The 14,710-nt window shown below is 47.9% G+C and carries 11 protein-coding genes; 8 read left to right on the forward strand and 3 right to left on the reverse strand.

Annotated features, from left to right (window positions below; genetic code table 11):
- Positions 1 to 56: 56 nt before the first annotated feature.
- Positions 57 to 635, reverse strand: coding sequence for a Fe-S biogenesis protein NfuA (nfuA, locus tag I4W93_RS19015; RefSeq protein WP_205313182.1), 579 nt, complete (start codon positions 633 to 635; stop codon positions 57 to 59).
- A gap of 124 nt (positions 636 to 759) precedes the next feature.
- Here nfuA and I4W93_RS19020 point away from each other — a divergent pair, with 124 nt between their 5' ends.
- Positions 760 to 3,297 carry a M14 metallopeptidase family protein gene (locus tag I4W93_RS19020; RefSeq protein ID WP_205313180.1) on the forward strand — a complete coding sequence of 846 codons (2,538 nt, stop codon included), beginning with the start codon at positions 760 to 762 and terminating at the stop codon, positions 3,295 to 3,297.
- Here the strand turns inward: I4W93_RS19020 and I4W93_RS19025 are convergent.
- Entirely contained in the window at positions 3,294 to 4,007 is a 714-nt protein-coding gene (locus tag I4W93_RS19025) for a ComF family protein (protein WP_205313177.1), read from the reverse strand. The genes I4W93_RS19020 and I4W93_RS19025 overlap by 4 nt on opposite strands.
- A gap of 46 nt (positions 4,008 to 4,053) precedes the next feature.
- Between I4W93_RS19025 and bioH the strand changes: the two genes are divergently transcribed.
- The 3 genes from bioH to I4W93_RS19040 all read left to right on the forward strand — a co-directional run bounded on the left by bioH (position 4,054) and on the right by I4W93_RS19040 (position 6,152).
- Positions 4,054 to 4,809 (forward strand): pimeloyl-ACP methyl ester esterase BioH, encoded by a 756-nt coding sequence (bioH, locus tag I4W93_RS19030; protein ID WP_205313168.1) that lies wholly within the window; start codon positions 4,054 to 4,056, stop codon positions 4,807 to 4,809.
- Between the two features lie 99 nt (positions 4,810 to 4,908).
- On the forward strand, positions 4,909 to 5,214 hold the full coding sequence (locus I4W93_RS19035; RefSeq protein WP_205313166.1) for an excinuclease ATPase subunit: 306 nt from the start codon (positions 4,909 to 4,911) through the stop codon (positions 5,212 to 5,214).
- Positions 5,215 to 5,276: 62 nt separating this feature from the next.
- Positions 5,277 to 6,152 carry a putative metalloprotease CJM1_0395 family protein gene (locus I4W93_RS19040; RefSeq protein WP_224673570.1) on the forward strand — a complete coding sequence of 292 codons (876 nt, stop codon included), beginning with the start codon at positions 5,277 to 5,279 and terminating at the stop codon, positions 6,150 to 6,152.
- Positions 6,153 to 6,186: 34 nt separating this feature from the next.
- Here the strand turns inward: I4W93_RS19040 and I4W93_RS19045 are convergent, their stop codons facing one another.
- On the reverse strand, positions 6,187 to 8,493 hold the full coding sequence (locus tag I4W93_RS19045; protein WP_205313164.1) for a Tex family protein: 2,307 nt from the start codon (positions 8,491 to 8,493) through the stop codon (positions 6,187 to 6,189).
- 323 nt (positions 8,494 to 8,816) lie between these two features.
- Here I4W93_RS19045 and I4W93_RS19050 point away from each other — a divergent pair, with 323 nt between their 5' ends.
- From I4W93_RS19050 to I4W93_RS19065, 4 genes are all read left to right on the forward strand, one after another.
- Complete coding sequence (locus I4W93_RS19050; protein ID WP_205313161.1) at positions 8,817 to 10,040, forward strand: hypothetical protein; 1,224 nt, start codon at positions 8,817 to 8,819, stop codon at positions 10,038 to 10,040.
- An 81-nt stretch (positions 10,041 to 10,121) separates the two neighbouring features.
- Positions 10,122 to 12,236 carry a BRCT domain-containing protein gene (locus I4W93_RS19055; RefSeq protein WP_205313159.1) on the forward strand — a complete coding sequence of 705 codons (2,115 nt, stop codon included), beginning with the start codon at positions 10,122 to 10,124 and terminating at the stop codon, positions 12,234 to 12,236.
- 128 nt (positions 12,237 to 12,364) lie between these two features.
- Positions 12,365 to 13,819, forward strand: a complete 1,455-nt coding sequence (locus I4W93_RS19060) for a hypothetical protein (RefSeq protein ID WP_205313157.1) — start codon at positions 12,365 to 12,367, stop codon at positions 13,817 to 13,819.
- Positions 13,820 to 13,999: 180 nt separating this feature from the next.
- A complete protein-coding gene (locus I4W93_RS19065; RefSeq protein ID WP_205313155.1) occupies positions 14,000 to 14,698 on the forward strand; it encodes a transposase in 699 nt (232 codons plus the stop codon).
- Positions 14,699 to 14,710 lie beyond the last annotated feature (12 nt).

The following is a 14,710-nucleotide window of genomic DNA, read 5'->3' on the forward strand; positions in this document are numbered from 1 at the left end:
TAACACAGGCGGGGAAAAACCGCAGCGCGTGTCAGGCTAAGATATATCACATTAACTTAGTAGTAAGAATGTTCGCCGCGTTGGTGCTCGGTAATATCCCGCACGCCATTTAGCTCGCCACTGAAGCGGTTCAGCAGTTCTTTTTCGATACCTTCTTTCAGCGTTAAATCCACTTGCGAACAGCCGTTACAACCGCCACCAAACTGCAACACCGCAACACCATCTGCGGTAAGCTCCATCACGCTGACACGACCGCCGTGATTTGCCAGCTGCGGGTTAATTTCGCTGTCGATAACATACTGCACCCGCTCCATTAAAGAAGCGTCGTCGTTCACCTTACGTACTTTGGCGTTCGGCGCTTTTAATGTGAGCTGTGAGCCCATCTGATCGGTAACAAAATCAATTTCAGCATCAAGCAAGAATGGCTGGCTTTCACTGTCAACAACGGCATCGAAACCGCTAAAATTGAGGGTTAAGTCGGTGTCTTCCACAGCGTCTGGTGGGCAGTACGATACGCCACACTCCGCTTGCGCAGTGCCTGGGTTGACAACAAACACACGAATATGGGTGCCCGCAGGCTGTTTTGACAACAGCTTGGCAAAGTGCTGCTGCGCCTGTTCTGAAATCATAATCATAAGAGTACCTGACTAAAATACTAGGTTAATGGCTATGATACTCTTCCTGTTTCGGTGATGCCAGCCCCACTTGAGTTTTGCGTTCAATCTGGCTAACTTAGCCGCTGCTTAGAGGAAATAAACCATGAAATATTGCACCTTGCTGGCACTGCTTTGGCTTAGCTGTAGCATTAATGCCGAAACAAGATATGTACCCGCACCGCAGGACCCCACCATTCCGACGCCGCAGCAAGTGCTGGGCTTTAGTGTGGGTGACTGGCATGTTCGGCATGATCAAATTCAGCGCTACTTTGAAAAACTGGCGGCTGCGTCTGCCCGCGCCCAGCTTGATGTTATTGGTTATAGCCATGAGCAGCGGCCTTTGTTGCAGCTGGTCATTTCGTCAGAGCGAAATTTGGCTCGCTTAGATCAAATACGCCAACAGCATCTGGCTGCGGCGCGGCGTGGTGAACGCCAGGCTGCCGATGCCCCGGTGATTATCTGGCTAGGCTACAGTGTGCATGGTAATGAGCCCAGCGGCGCCAATGCGGCCTTGTTGGTGGCGCAATATCTGGCTAGCGCAAATAACACTGAGGTAAATCAGTGGCTGGATAATGCGGTTATTTTGCTGCAACCGGCATTGAACCCTGATGGTCATGATCGTTTCGCTATTTGGGCGAATATGCATAAGGGTGCAGCTGCGGTAGCCGATCCACAACATCGCGAACACAATGAGCCGTGGCCAAATGGCCGGCCCAACCACTATTGGTTTGATTTGAACCGTGATTGGTTGTTGCTACAACATCCTGAAAGCCGGGCTCGTATTGCGCAGTATCAACAGTGGTTACCTAATGTCGTGGGTGATTATCATGAAATGGGCACCAACAGCAGTTACTTCTTCCAGCCGGGTATTCCGAGTCGGAATTATCCACTCACGCCAAAACGCAACTTTAGTCTGACCAGTGCCATTGCAAAATTTCATGCTGACGCCTTTGATCAGGCCGGCCAGTTGTACTACACCGAAGAGAGCTTTGACGATTTTTATATCGGTAAAGGGTCAACTTATCCTGATGTGCAGGGCAGTGTGGGGATTTTGTTTGAACAAGCCAGCAGCCGCGGGCATCTGCAAGACAGTATTAATGGTCCGCTAAGCTTTAGCGCGACTATTCAAAATCAGCTGACAGCTTCACTGTCGACTATTCGTGGTGCTGTGGCAAATCGCACTGAATTGCTTGATTATCAGCAAGAATTCTATAAATCAGCGCTGCAACAGGCCAAGTCCAGCAAGATTAAAGGCTATATGCTAACTGAAGTAGCAGATAAAACCCGTCTGGCGGCGTTACTCGATGTGTTGCAACGCCACCACGTAGAAGTATATCGACTAAACAGTGATTGGCAGGATGGCGAGCAGGCCTATTCGGCCAACAGCAGTTACTATGTGCCGCTGCAGCAAGCACAGTATCGGCTGGTGAAAGCGATGTTTAGTACCGAGAAAGTATTTCCTGACAATACTTTCTACGATGTATCGGCCTGGACTCTACCTCACGCTTTTAACATCAGCTTTATGCCACTGCGTCGGGAGCCGGCAGCCTCTGATTTAACTTCTGACTGGCAAAATCGCCCGTCACCAGCGCCAGCGCGGACAGCTGGAAGCTATGCGTATGCGTTTAGCTGGCAAGACCAACAAGCACCATTGCTATTGCAGGCATTGTTGGCCGAAAAGCTGATAATGCGCTCGGCGATGTCAGCGTTTACTGCGACTACATCACATGGCGAAGTGAATTTTGCTGCAGGTAGCATGGTGCTGGCCGCCGGCTTGCAACAACAGCCCGACTGGTTTGCCCGCTTACAGCGTATACAGCAGAAGTTTAATATTCCAATACACAGTATTCGTTCAGGCCTTACGCCAGCTGGCAGCGATTTGGGTAGCCATAACTTTGCTGTCGTGAGCTTGCCCAAGGTACTGCTGATTGCCGGCCCGGGTATTAGTTCAACTGAAGCAGGTGAGGCTTGGTACAATCTGGAGCGGTTAGCGGGTTTATCGCCTTCACTAGCCGAGCCACAACAACTTAAAAAATTACAATTAAGTCATTACAGTCACATTGTTTTACCGGATGGAAACTATGGTTGGCAGGATGCTGAAGTTAAACAACTGCAGCAATGGTTAGAACAAGGTGGCGTGCTGTGGGGCCATAAGCGCGCGGCTGCCTGGATGGCGAAGGCCGGTTTGCTGCAGGCAGGTGTGTGGCAAGGTGACGAAATGAGCAGCCTGATCTCAACTGACAACCTGAGTTACCAGGATAAAGAAGTGCTGGCCGGCAAGCGGCGGATTGCTGGCGCTATCTATCAAGCCGAACTGGATTTAAGCCATCCATTAACATTTGGCTTTACCCGGGCTACCTTACCGGTTTTTAAAAACAGCACCATGCTACTGCAGCCATCGAATGTGCCATTCGTTAACGTTGCACTGTACAGTGCCGCGCCGCAATTGGCAGGCTACACTGCGCAGGAGTTTATACCGCGTATTAGCCAGAGTGCCGTATTGCTGGCACATAACTCTGGAAAGGGCCGGGTTATTGCAATGACTGATAATCCGGTATTTCGCGGCTATTTCACCGGTTCCAGCCGGTTACTGGTTAATGCCATGTATCTTGGCAGCAGCTTCAGTGCCGTTGCAGATTAGTCATAAAGTGTAACGGCCACTGTCCACAAGCTAATATGACGTGCCCCGGCACGGCGCAGCAGGCGACAAAGGGTGTTGGCAGTGGCGCCCGTTGTTACCACATCATCTACCAGCGCTATGCGTGCCGGAACCGTTATGCCAGCGGGCAGGGCAAAAACGTGGCGTAAATTGCGTTGGCGCTGCTTACGGTTTAGGCCAACCTGAGCCTGTTGCTTACCCGATCTTTGCAGCAACGACAAGACCGGTAATTGCAGTTGTTTTGCGCCTTCGTACGCCAGTAATTGGGCTGGATTAAAACCCCTCTGGCGTTGTTTAGCCGGCTGCATGGGCACGTAGATAATTGCCTCAGGTAACACGGTGGTGTGTTGTTTATACTGGCATAATACATTACAGAACTGTTGCTGTAGCAATTCACCAGCGCCGTAATCCTGGTTAAATTTCCAACGCTGTAACCAGTGACGGTATGGGTGACGGTAATAGCCGACGCTAAGCAGCTGATCGAAGCCGGGCTTTTTTAAGCCCCTGCTAACCTGGGGCAGCCATAACAAATTATAGTGACACAGTTGATAAGGTAGTTGTGGCAGGGCTTGGTGACAGCTGTGACAAAGCTGGCGATCAAATTGTTGCACCGGTAAACTGCACCATAGGCAAGGTGAAGGCAGCAAGTAGTGCCATAGCCGGCCAAATTGTTGAATGTATGTATTTAACAAATTAAATTCCCTTTAAATTTACATTTTTATAACTATGGCAGGCTGAATGAGATCTGACAAACCAACATTGGTGTTGTTGCATGGCTGGGGTGTTAACCAGGGAGTATGGCAAAGTATCACAGCGCATCTTGACGATAGTGTGGTAGTGATCACTACCGATTTGCCTGGCTTTGGCAACAGCCGCACATATCCTCAGCCATACCAACTCGATGCTGTAGTCGAGCAATTAGCTGCTCAGATCCCTTCGAATAGCTATGTGTGTGGTTGGTCCCTTGGCGGGTTATTAGCCATTGCCCTGGCTCATCGTTATCCGGACAAAGTGCAGCAATTGGGACTAGTCGCCAGTTCACCCTGTTTTATGGCTCAACCAGCCTGGCCAGGAATGGCGGTAGCAGTACTGCAGCAATTTTCCAAGGCGCTGAGCGAGAATTTGCCGCTGACGATAGAGCGCTTTTTGGCGATACAGGCCATGGGCAGCAGCAGCGCCCGTAATGACATTAAATTACTCAAACAAGCCATTCTGGCCTACCCTATGCCCGAAGCCGCGGCGATAGATGGCGCCTTGCAGCTGTTGCAGTGTGATTTACGTGTCGAGTTCGCGGCCTTGCGACAACCGGTTGCCGGCTTCTATGGTCGATTGGATTCATTGATACCTGTTGCGGTCGTTGAGTTGTTGCAAAAGCTTCAACCGCAGGCTCGCTTTACGCTGGCAGCCAAGGCATCACACGCGCCTTTTATTTCGCACCCTGACGAGTTTATACAATGGCTACATTGCTGGTTAGGCTTGCCTGATAGCCAATAACCACCTTGTTAAAACCATTTAGCCTAACGCGATACTTTCATTTTGCCGCGATTTGGTTAATAATTAGCCAATGTTTGCTAATCTAGCTGGAGTTGTATCATGGATATTCAATCAGCGTTGTATTCTGGTGTTCAGGGTTTTTCCCGCGCCAGCGCCGGTGTTACCGATGCGACCTTAGAAATAAACCGGCAAAGCCGCGCAAATAGGCAAAATGAAACCGAGCAAGCAGTAGCAGAAGCCACTGCAGCTGAGCCACAGCGTGCATTACAAAATGCAGAACAACCGGGCTCTTTTACAAATAGCTTGGTGCAATTGGGCCAGGAAGAGCGCAACGCGCAGGCTAATGTCAGAAGTATCCAGACCGCTGATGAGGTTCTGGGCACAGTTATAGATATTCGCGTCTGATGGCTATGCTCGTTTCAAACTATCCTAATGTCAGTATTAATACTGCTAATCCGGCGTCAGAAATGGCGCGCAGAGATGCAGCGCGGCGTGATTTGTTTGAACCGGTAAGAGAAGCTGAAAAATCTAATCCAGAAAAGCCTGTTGTTAGCGACGAACGCGCCCGCGGTGCTGCAGCTAATCAATCAGGCGTTAACTTGTATGGCGCTGACGGTAAAGAAACTGAAACGCTGCAAGCGATAGAAGGCCGTGGTGAGCGCCAGCCGGACCAACAGGATGGCGATGCCGAGCGCGAGCCAGATCAGCAACAAGCCAAGCAACAAGAAGCCAAGCAACAGCAAGTTGAGCAACAAGAACAGCAACAAATTCAGGAATTAAAAAGCCGGGATCAGGAAGTTAAAACACACGAACAGGCACACGCTACTGTGGGTGGGCAGTACGCCGGAGCGCCCAGCTATTCTTATGAGTTAGGCCCGGACGGTAAACAATATGCAGTAGGTGGTGAGGTGCAAATTGACATCGCACCGATACCTGGTGATCCGCAAGCGACTATACAAAAAATGCAACAGGTGAGGGCTGCCGCGTTGGCTCCGGCACAGCCGTCAGCTGCCGACCGCAGCATCGCCGCCGAATCTATGCAGCGGCAGATGCAGGCTCAGGCCGAATTAGTACAGCAAAATGCCGCCGTATCGTCCAAGTCCGCTCAAGCGACAAACCAATCTGCAGACACCACACAGCAAAGCAATGGTTATGCTGATACCGCTACGGCTGCCGATTTAAGCTACAGCGTGTCTGATAAGGCGGGTAGTGGTGCTATCGTTTACCCTCAGCGCGACACTTTAGCTATTACGGCGCAAATGCAATTACGCCGTGGCGTCATTAGTAATTTCTATCAGCAAGCTACCCAACCACAATCACGTCAATCACTGCAGCAAGTTTAACGCCGGCATTACCGGCGCGGTAAACTGTCACAGGCTATTTTTTCAGTTTGGCAAACGCTTCAGCGAAAGCATTGCCCATGGCTGCATTGTTATCTATTGTTTTTGCCGGCTTTGCTGCTGCACTTTTGTTGCTTTGAGCACGTACCGTGGCTTTATCGGTTGTTTTCGGTGCCGCTTGTTCGTCCATGCGCATAGTGAGTGCAATACGTTTGCGCTCAATATCCACGTCTAACACTTTAACTTTCACCACATCACCGGCTTTAACCACCTCGTGCGGATCACTAACAAACTTGTCGGTAAGCGATGAAATATGCACTAAACCGTCCTGATGCACGCCAATATCAACAAAGGCACCAAAGTTGGTTACGTTAGTCACCACACCTTCCAGCAACATGCCAGCTTTAAGGTCTTTTAGTGTTTCCACACCGTCTTTAAAGCTGGCCGTTTTAAACTCGGGGCGGGGGTCGCGGCCGGGTTTATCCAGTTCTTTTAAAATGTCAGTAATGGTGGGCACACCAAAATGCTCATCAGCAAAGGCTTTGGCATCAACACTTTTTAAAAAGCTACTATTACCAATTATTTGCTCAACGCTTTTTTGGTGTGAACTAAGAATTTTCTCTACCAGCGGGTAGGCTTCCGGGTGCACACCAGAAGCGTCCAGCGGGTTTTTACCGTTGTTAATACGTAAAAAACCGGCTGCTTGTTCAAAGGCTTTTGGCCCTAAACGTGGTACTTTAAGTAGCTCTTTACGCTCGTTAAAGCGGCCATTGCTGTCGCGATGAAACACAATATTCTGCGCCAGGGTTTTATTTAGGCCGGCAACCCGGGCTAACAGCGGCACTGAGGCAGTATTTAAATCTACGCCAACAGCGTTTACACAGTCTTCTACTACGCCATCGAGCGACTTGGTCAGCAAACTTTGGTTTACGTCGTGCTGATACTGGCCCACGCCAATGGCTTTGGGTTCAATTTTCACCAGCTCGGCTAGCGGGTCTTGTAAGCGGCGACCAATAGATACCGCGCCACGTAAAGACACGTCTAAATCCGGAAACTCCTGTGCTGCCAGCTCTGAAGCGGAATACACCGATGCGCCAGCTTCCGACACCATAATTTTTTGGATCGCCTGATTTGGCAAGGCTTTTAATACTTCCGCGGCCAGCTTATCGGTTTCGCGTGAAGCTGTGCCGTTACCAATGGCGATAAGTTCGACTTTGTGTTGCTGACAAAGAGCGACTAAGGTGCGCACTGATTTATCCCAGGCATTTTGTGGCGCATGTGGAAAAATAGTGTTTTGGCTTAACAGCTTGCCGGTTTCATCTATTGCCGTAACTTTAACGCCGGTGCGCAAGCCGGGGTCCAGTGCTAATGTGGTGCGCATACCGGCAGGGGCTGCCATCAGTAAGTCTTTTAAGTTGCGGGCAAACACTTTAATCGCTTCTTCTTCGGCTTTTTCCCGCAGCTCGCCAAGTAAGTCGTTTTCCAGGCTAAGGTGCAGTTTTACCTTCCAGGTCCATTGCACGGCGGTACGCAGGAACGCATCCGCAGCACGGCCTTCATCTTTAATATTAAAGTGGCTGGCAATCATCTGTTCGCACAGGCTGTGTGCGGTTTCTTCGTTCGCATCCGGTACTAACTGTAACTGTAAAACGCCTTCGTTACGGCCGCGCAGTATTGCCAGCGCCCTGTGCGACGGCGTGGTTTTCCAGCTTTCGCTGTAATCAAAGTAATCACGAAATTTAGCGCCGTCTTGTTCTTTCCCCGCGACAACGGTGCTTTTAACCACGGCATGTTGTGCCAGATGCTGGCGCAAGCGCGCCAGTAAGTTTGCGTCTTCAGCAAAGCGTTCCATTAAAATATATTTCGCGCCATCCAGTACTGCTTTTTCGTCAGCAAAGCCGGCTGTGGCATTTATGTATGCCGTTGCTTCCTGTTGCGGGTTTAGCGTTGGGTTTTGCTGTAGTGCATCTGCCAGTGGCAAAATGCCCGCTTCAATAGCAATTTGGCCTTTGGTGCGGCGTTTGGCTTTATAGGGCAGGTATAAATCTTCTAAACGGGTTTTATTGTCGGCAGATAAAATGTCATTTTTCAGCTCAGGGGTTAATTTACCTTGCTCGTCGATGGTTTTTAAAATCACCTGGCGACGCTCTTCCAGCTCACGTAAATAAATTAAGCGCTGATCTAAGTGGCGTAATTGCGTATCGTCTAAACCGCCGGTAATTTCTTTGCGGTAACGGGCGATAAAAGGCACTGTTGCACCTTCGTCCAACAGCGCTATGGTAGCCGCAACCTGTTCCGGACGGGCAGCAATCTCTGCAGCAATTTGCTTAATAATGATAGACATAAAGAAAAAATCCCTGATAAAAACACCCTGGTGGGTGATAAACGTCAGTCTAAAGACAGTAATATAAGCTGATTGTCCACTTTGTGGGGTAAAAAATCCAACATCCTGTGGCTTTTGCCCCTAAAGCGGCGTCTAAACCCCTCGTGTAATGTATTCGTTGTTAACCAAATACAGTCTGACTTTACAGGTTATTAAATCTTAATAATTATATTGCCAATTTGTCGTACCTAATTTAATTTATTTTTTTGCTTAAACTCCCCTGTTTAGCCGGGCAGTAAAGTAATAATGGGTTTTTATCTTGATAACATTACAGGAGAATATAAATGACAAAAAAGGACGAGTTTTTAACCCAGCCCTCTAAACAGGACATTGGTGAAGCGGTAGCCGAACTGGCGCGCAGCCTGATGAAGGACCCGAATGGTCTGGCGTCGTTATTTCAGCAAGAAGACGATATGGCAGAAGAGGAGCTGACAGAAGAAGAGCTGGCAGAGCAGGTGGCGTTAGCCGAGCAAATTCGCCAGCTTGCCGCTGTTGTTCCCTCCTCGTTACCCGAGGCGCTGCAAGTGCTGGACCGCATTAACACACTGCTGTGGCAAACTATCTGGCAAGACGAAGCGCTTTCACCCGGTGAGTTGCAGGTTACAGATTTAATTTTGCGTATCCGTGAACTGGAAGCCTTTAGCTTTGCGCCTTGGTTGCAGCAGTGTTTATTGCAAGAATTGTCCACTTTGGCTGAAAATGCAGACGATGAAGCCTGTATCAATTCAGCAACGGCGGTTGTCAGTACGTTAAACGGCATTGCACACCAACTGTTTGATAGTAATTGTTATGACGAACAACCCGGCGACGGTATCCCAAATCAGCAAGAGGCCTTTTATGAATGGTGGCCTTTGGCAATGCAAATGGTGCTGGACATGTATGCCGATGAAGACGACATCGATTTTGATGAAGATTTTGATGACACCGAAGCAGAGGAGTTTAACGACGCCCAACTGGCGTTTATTGAGCTGTCAGTGCTGGAAAAATATCAGTTTTTGGCGCAGCGGCTACAGGCTTTCGGTGTGGATGTTACCCCGCTAAAACCCGCGCAGTTAAAAGCACTGCAGCAACAAGACTATTTCGACTTCACGGAAGCCCTGGTAGCGCTTATCCCTCAGCGTACCAATAGTTTTTCTACCGAGCCCTTTGGTGCTTATACCGAAGAAGAATTACGCGATTTTTACCCACAGCACTGGCAGGCGGCAAGCGAAGCGACCGGCGGCGAATGGCCGCTGCAGCAATTAAACACGGAACTGAGCGACGAAAACGGTGATAGCGAAATCAACGTAAGTTTTATCGCCTTTGGCCAACTGCATGAATGGACCTATACGCATGACAGCTCTTATTCTGACAGCAGCTTTTTGGACGATTTAATGGAGTTTGCCGAGCAGCACTTAACCGGTCGCTTTGTATTTGATAGCCAGAATGAATACGAGATAGGCTATGCGTACCTGCCCACTGCTGCCGCCGATGAGCTGCAGCAGTATCTTAGTACTGCCAACTGCTAATTCGAAAAAGGATATTTAGGGTCAGTTAGTGTTGTGCTGACCCTAAGTACTCTTTCGCTGATCCACTAACGAGAGTTGACGATGACGAACTTATATAAACCTTCTGATTATTGGCATATTAAAGACAAGACTTGGCTGGCAGAGCGTAAAGCCAAATGGCAGCGATTAGTTGGTTTGCTTAAAATGAAGTCACATTACACTGGTGCTGAAATAAGGGTTTTTGAACAATATTTTGTAAAAGGGGTTCTAAAGTTTCGACATTACCCAGAGTTGGATATACCTAAAACACCAGATTTGAATTTAGTACAGCAACTTGTTTGGCACCCAAGTGCTGATCAACATGTTTGGCAAGAAGTAGTGCAGTACAATGCAACAGAATTTGATTTTTTTGATCCGGGATATGATTTTATCAGCAGTTACCTTTTTTGTTACTTAGTGGCTGAAGAGTGTAAACCTGACTTGGAGCAATCATTTTTCTGCCAAAGAGAATCGCAGTTATATGATTTTATGTACAAAAATGCGGCATGGTTGGAATTTCTTACAAGTGATGTCAGGTTTTCTGCTAAGAATACCGGTTTAGATAGGCTGTTTAAATCCCATTATTTTCTGATTCGTACAATTGCAGGAATGTTTTCTGCAATTAAAAAATGCTATCCCAAAGATGCGATTTACTTTTACAACTGTTTGCCAAGATACGCCATTTCATCAATCGCCGAGTTATATACCTCAGAACATTTTGCTACAGAGAGCGCGGAAGAGAGGCGTTGGCCGGGGTTTCTGAAAGATATCAATACTATGGCAGAGTTTTATGTAAACAAGAATAACATCATTGCTGAACAGCGATTGATTGTTGAAGCATGGAACTCGCAACTGGAAAAATCAGCGCCTGAATGGCAGGCGCTATGGCAAAAATGTAAGCAAGATGCTCTGACAAATTATAAAGCGCCGGTACATAAACCAGAAAAAAAAGAGATTAAAACTGACCTCGCTTATGTCCATAATTCCGGTAAAAAACCTAAGCTAAAACAATCAACCCCTTGGCCTAGCGAACTAGTGGCGCTGAAGCAACACCTGGAGCAGCAGGGTTATGCGGTTACCACCACTGAAGCTGATGCCAATGCCATATTGCAGCAGCATTTTGCTGAACGTTGTGTGTACTTTGGCAGCTTTATTGAAAGCATGCAGTTAGAGACAGAAGATTACGACAAACCTTACCCAGCCTTTACCGCGCCACTACAGGCGCTGTGTGATATTAAAGGCGACGCCAAACTCAGTTATACCCGCCGTGGCGAACGTATCACTATCAAGGTTAATGGCGTGCGTGTTGGCGTGGCGGATTTGGAAGAACCTGCCGAAGATGACGACACCAGCGCCTATTTTGCCGCGATCATCCGCCTGGCACAGCAGTGGTTCCCTGGGCAGGTATTCGCCTATGGTTATGAATCCCTGCATTTGTACATTTTGCCAACAGAGTTGGTGAGCTGGTTGGAGGCGAATGGTTTTACCAATTCACTAAATTACTTTGGTGGCGCCGCAACGGAAGATCAGCCTTTAGCCGGCGTTACGCTGGTGTTTACCGGTGTGTTTAGTGCAGGCAGCAGAGAAGAGATGGAATCTGAAGCCGAACAACTTGGTGCCAACGTACAAAAAACCGTAAACAGCAAAACCAATTATCTGGTGTGCGGTAGCAAGGTAGGTGCCAGCAAACTGGCTAAAGCTGAAGCGCTGGGGGTGCAGGTACTTAGCGAAACCGAATATCAAGCGATGAGTAGTCAAGGCGATTCTGACCCCAATTATCGGAGTAACGCGCAAATAAGGTCGTGGCAAGTCGTTGCAAAAAAACTTAAAGGCATAGAATTAAAGCTGTTTGAGTTAGTGCGCAACGGACTCGACTTTAGCTATCAACAAGGGCTTTTTGCCACCGAGTCAGCTGGTGACCTTATTCTGTCAGTGACTAAGAATTTTATTTCTCGCCGAGGATGGATTAGAGTCGGTTTTTCCCCGTTAGGTAGAGAGCTCCGACTGAGCTATGAGGCTTTGGCTCAGAATGGCATATCGATTCAAGATGAGCTGACCCACACAGTAACATTGAGCACCAGGTGGCAAGTAAATCAGGATGAATTGGATGAGTTATTACTGCTACTTTGCCAAATGATCTGCGATAAACTCAAATGGGTCAACGAGGGTGGCCGGTAGGGTAGCGAAAGCATGACCCTGTTTATCTACTGACATCGTCGCTTTGCAAAATGCAAAAACAATCGCGCGTAAGTATATTCAGAGTGGTTTATTTGATGATATTAAAGAGCTGGTTGAGGAGCTGGTAGATGCCTACTAAAGTGCTATTAGACAACACCTTGTTAGCTTATTGGCGCCCAAAGGACCCAAAGTGGATGGCTGAGCGTCAGGCGAAGTGGTTACGAATTTTTAATTATGAAAATTCTTTTGAAGGCGATAGTTGGTCTAAAAAGAAAAAATTACTAAAACAGTACCAAGACTATTTTTTTAAAGGCAAGCTGACTATAGATGAAGACGACGAACTGTCTATAAATCTGGTATTGCAACTTGCTTGGCACCCCAGTAGTGATCCAGGCGTTTGGCAATACCAGACAGCACTGCAATTACCCTATTGGGATCCACAAGAAACGTATTATACGTATGAGTATTTAAAGGGTATTTCAGATTACGTATCCAGTTATACTGATTTAACCACCGCAGATCCGAGCGAATTAAATGGTCGAGAGCCGCAACTGTTTAAATTTTTCTATTGCGAGCCAGGGTTTCCGCAATTTATTCAGTACTTTGAAAACAAAAATTCTAGTGTGTTTAAACGCAATGGCATTTACGCACATCATAGTTTGTACGCTACTTTTGCGCTGCCTTTGGTTGTCGTCGGTGGTCGTTATTTCAATGCGTTACATCAGCAATTGCTTCCTTATCTGGCTGAGTTTCTTACTGATGAGGCTTTCGACTGTGATCTGTATTTTCGAAAAAAACAGTGTATTGCACCGACGGAATTGGAAACCATTTTAACCAGGCGTAAGGAGATACTGGTATCCGCTTTGCGAGTTCTTGATGGTGAAATGCCTGTTGAAAATGCGCTGAAGGATATTATTGCAAGTTGGTATCAACAATACCTGCTAGGCTCAGAAAAATGGCAGACATTGCTGACAGAGGTGAAAAAACAACGCAGTAATACAATCGTTTCATCATTACAGGTTACTGACCAGCCTGTTGACAAGCTAGCTGAACAAGTTGAAACGACAGTAACCGCGCTTTGGCCTGAAAATTTTGCCGCCCTTAAACAAGCGTTTGCTGAACACGGTTATAACCTGCCTGACGGTACCTCACCACACCTGGATGAAATTCTCAGCACGTTGTTTCCACAGCAAAGAATTTTGCTTGGCCTATTTACCGACGCAGCCTACAGCGTTGATGATTTAACAGAGCCTTTTGATGCCTTTACCTATCCGTTAAACCGCTTATGTGAGCTAAGTGATTCACACCAGATGAGCTATCAGCAAGAAGGGGATTATTTGTACCTGAAGGCAGATGGTAAGCAAGTGGGCAAAATTTACCTGGATGACCCGCTGGATGAAGGCACTGGCAAGGACGGTGTGGCTAATTACTTTAAACAGGTGGTTAAGCTGGCACAGCAGTGGTTTCCCGGCCAGGTGTATTGCTACGGCGAAGACGAGTTTGTACTGTATGTGCTGCCTGCGGAAGTGGTTACTTTGTTGGTGCAGCAAGGCTTTATCAGTAAGCCTGATTACTTTGGCTAATCAGGCGAACTTAAACTGAGGTACCCAAAATATGTGCAGTCAGCAGTTAAAATATCACGATAAGTTACTGATGCTGGTCGATAAGGCAGCCTGGAAACTGGACGACAGGCGATAAACGGGGTCAGATCAAAATTAAATAGACTAAGCTTAAGCCATCGATAAGTAACCTGAGACTCAGCTATGGCAAGATTGCCCCGAGTTCATTTAGCCGGAGTGCCAGAGCACATCATTCAGCGCGGCAATAACCGACAGGTGTGTTTTGCGGATGAGGAAGATTTTGCAGCTTATGCGCATTGGTTAAAAGCATATTCGGATGCCTTTGGTGTGCACATTCACGCCTGGGTGTTTATGACCAACCATGTACATATGTTATGTACTGCGTCTGACAACCGCGGCATCAGCCAGATGATGCAAAGCCTGGGACGGCAATACGTGCAGTATTTCAACCGGCGCTACCAGCGCAGTGGTACGTTATGGGAAGGGCGATTTAAATCCTGTCTGGTGCAGGAAGAGCACTATGTTTTAGCGGTGTACCGCTATATAGAAATGAACCCGGTAAGAGCAGGTATGGTGAGTTCGCCTGCGGAATATGCTTGGTCCAGCTACGCCATCAATGCACTGGGTAAGCAATCAGCGTTGTGCCAGCCACATGCGTGTTATCTGGCTTTGGCAGAGTCTGAGGTTGAGCGGCAACAACCCTATCGTGATATGTTCAAAGGCGAAGTAAACGAAGCCTTGTTGTGTGATATTCGAAGTGCAGCGAAAAGTGGTATGGCGCTGGGTAATGACAGGTTTAAGCAAGAAGTTGCAGATTTAACGGGACGGCGGCAGCAAATGGGGCAAAGGGGACGGCCGGTTGGGTGGCGCAAGCCGGTTTAAATTTGATCTGAC

Origin of the sequence: Rheinheimera maricola, from assembly GCF_016918075.2 — a bacterium.
Lineage (GTDB): Bacteria > Pseudomonadota > Gammaproteobacteria > Enterobacterales > Alteromonadaceae > Alishewanella > Alishewanella maricola_A.

Excerpts from the sequence above, each read along its gene's own strand:
- I4W93_RS19045 (WP_205313164.1), bottom strand. The coding sequence starts at position 8,493 with ATGTCTATCATTATTAAGCAAATTGCTGCAGAGATTGCTGCCCGTCCG.
- I4W93_RS19035 (WP_205313166.1), top strand. The coding sequence starts at position 4,909 with ATGGATATTCAATCAGCGTTGTATTCTGGTGTTCAGGGTTTTTCCCGC.
- I4W93_RS19040 (WP_224673570.1), top strand. The coding sequence starts at position 5,277 with ATGGCGCGCAGAGATGCAGCGCGGCGTGATTTGTTTGAACCGGTAAGA.
- nfuA (WP_205313182.1), bottom strand. The coding sequence starts at position 635 with ATGATTATGATTTCAGAACAGGCGCAGCAGCACTTTGCCAAGCTGTTG.
- I4W93_RS19065 (WP_205313155.1), top strand. The coding sequence starts at position 14,000 with ATGGCAAGATTGCCCCGAGTTCATTTAGCCGGAGTGCCAGAGCACATC.
- I4W93_RS19060 (WP_205313157.1), top strand. The coding sequence starts at position 12,365 with ATGCCTACTAAAGTGCTATTAGACAACACCTTGTTAGCTTATTGGCGC.
- I4W93_RS19055 (WP_205313159.1), top strand. The coding sequence starts at position 10,122 with ATGACGAACTTATATAAACCTTCTGATTATTGGCATATTAAAGACAAG.
- I4W93_RS19020 (WP_205313180.1), top strand. The coding sequence starts at position 760 with ATGAAATATTGCACCTTGCTGGCACTGCTTTGGCTTAGCTGTAGCATT.
- I4W93_RS19050 (WP_205313161.1), top strand. The coding sequence starts at position 8,817 with ATGACAAAAAAGGACGAGTTTTTAACCCAGCCCTCTAAACAGGACATT.
- bioH (WP_205313168.1), top strand. The coding sequence starts at position 4,054 with ATGAGATCTGACAAACCAACATTGGTGTTGTTGCATGGCTGGGGTGTT.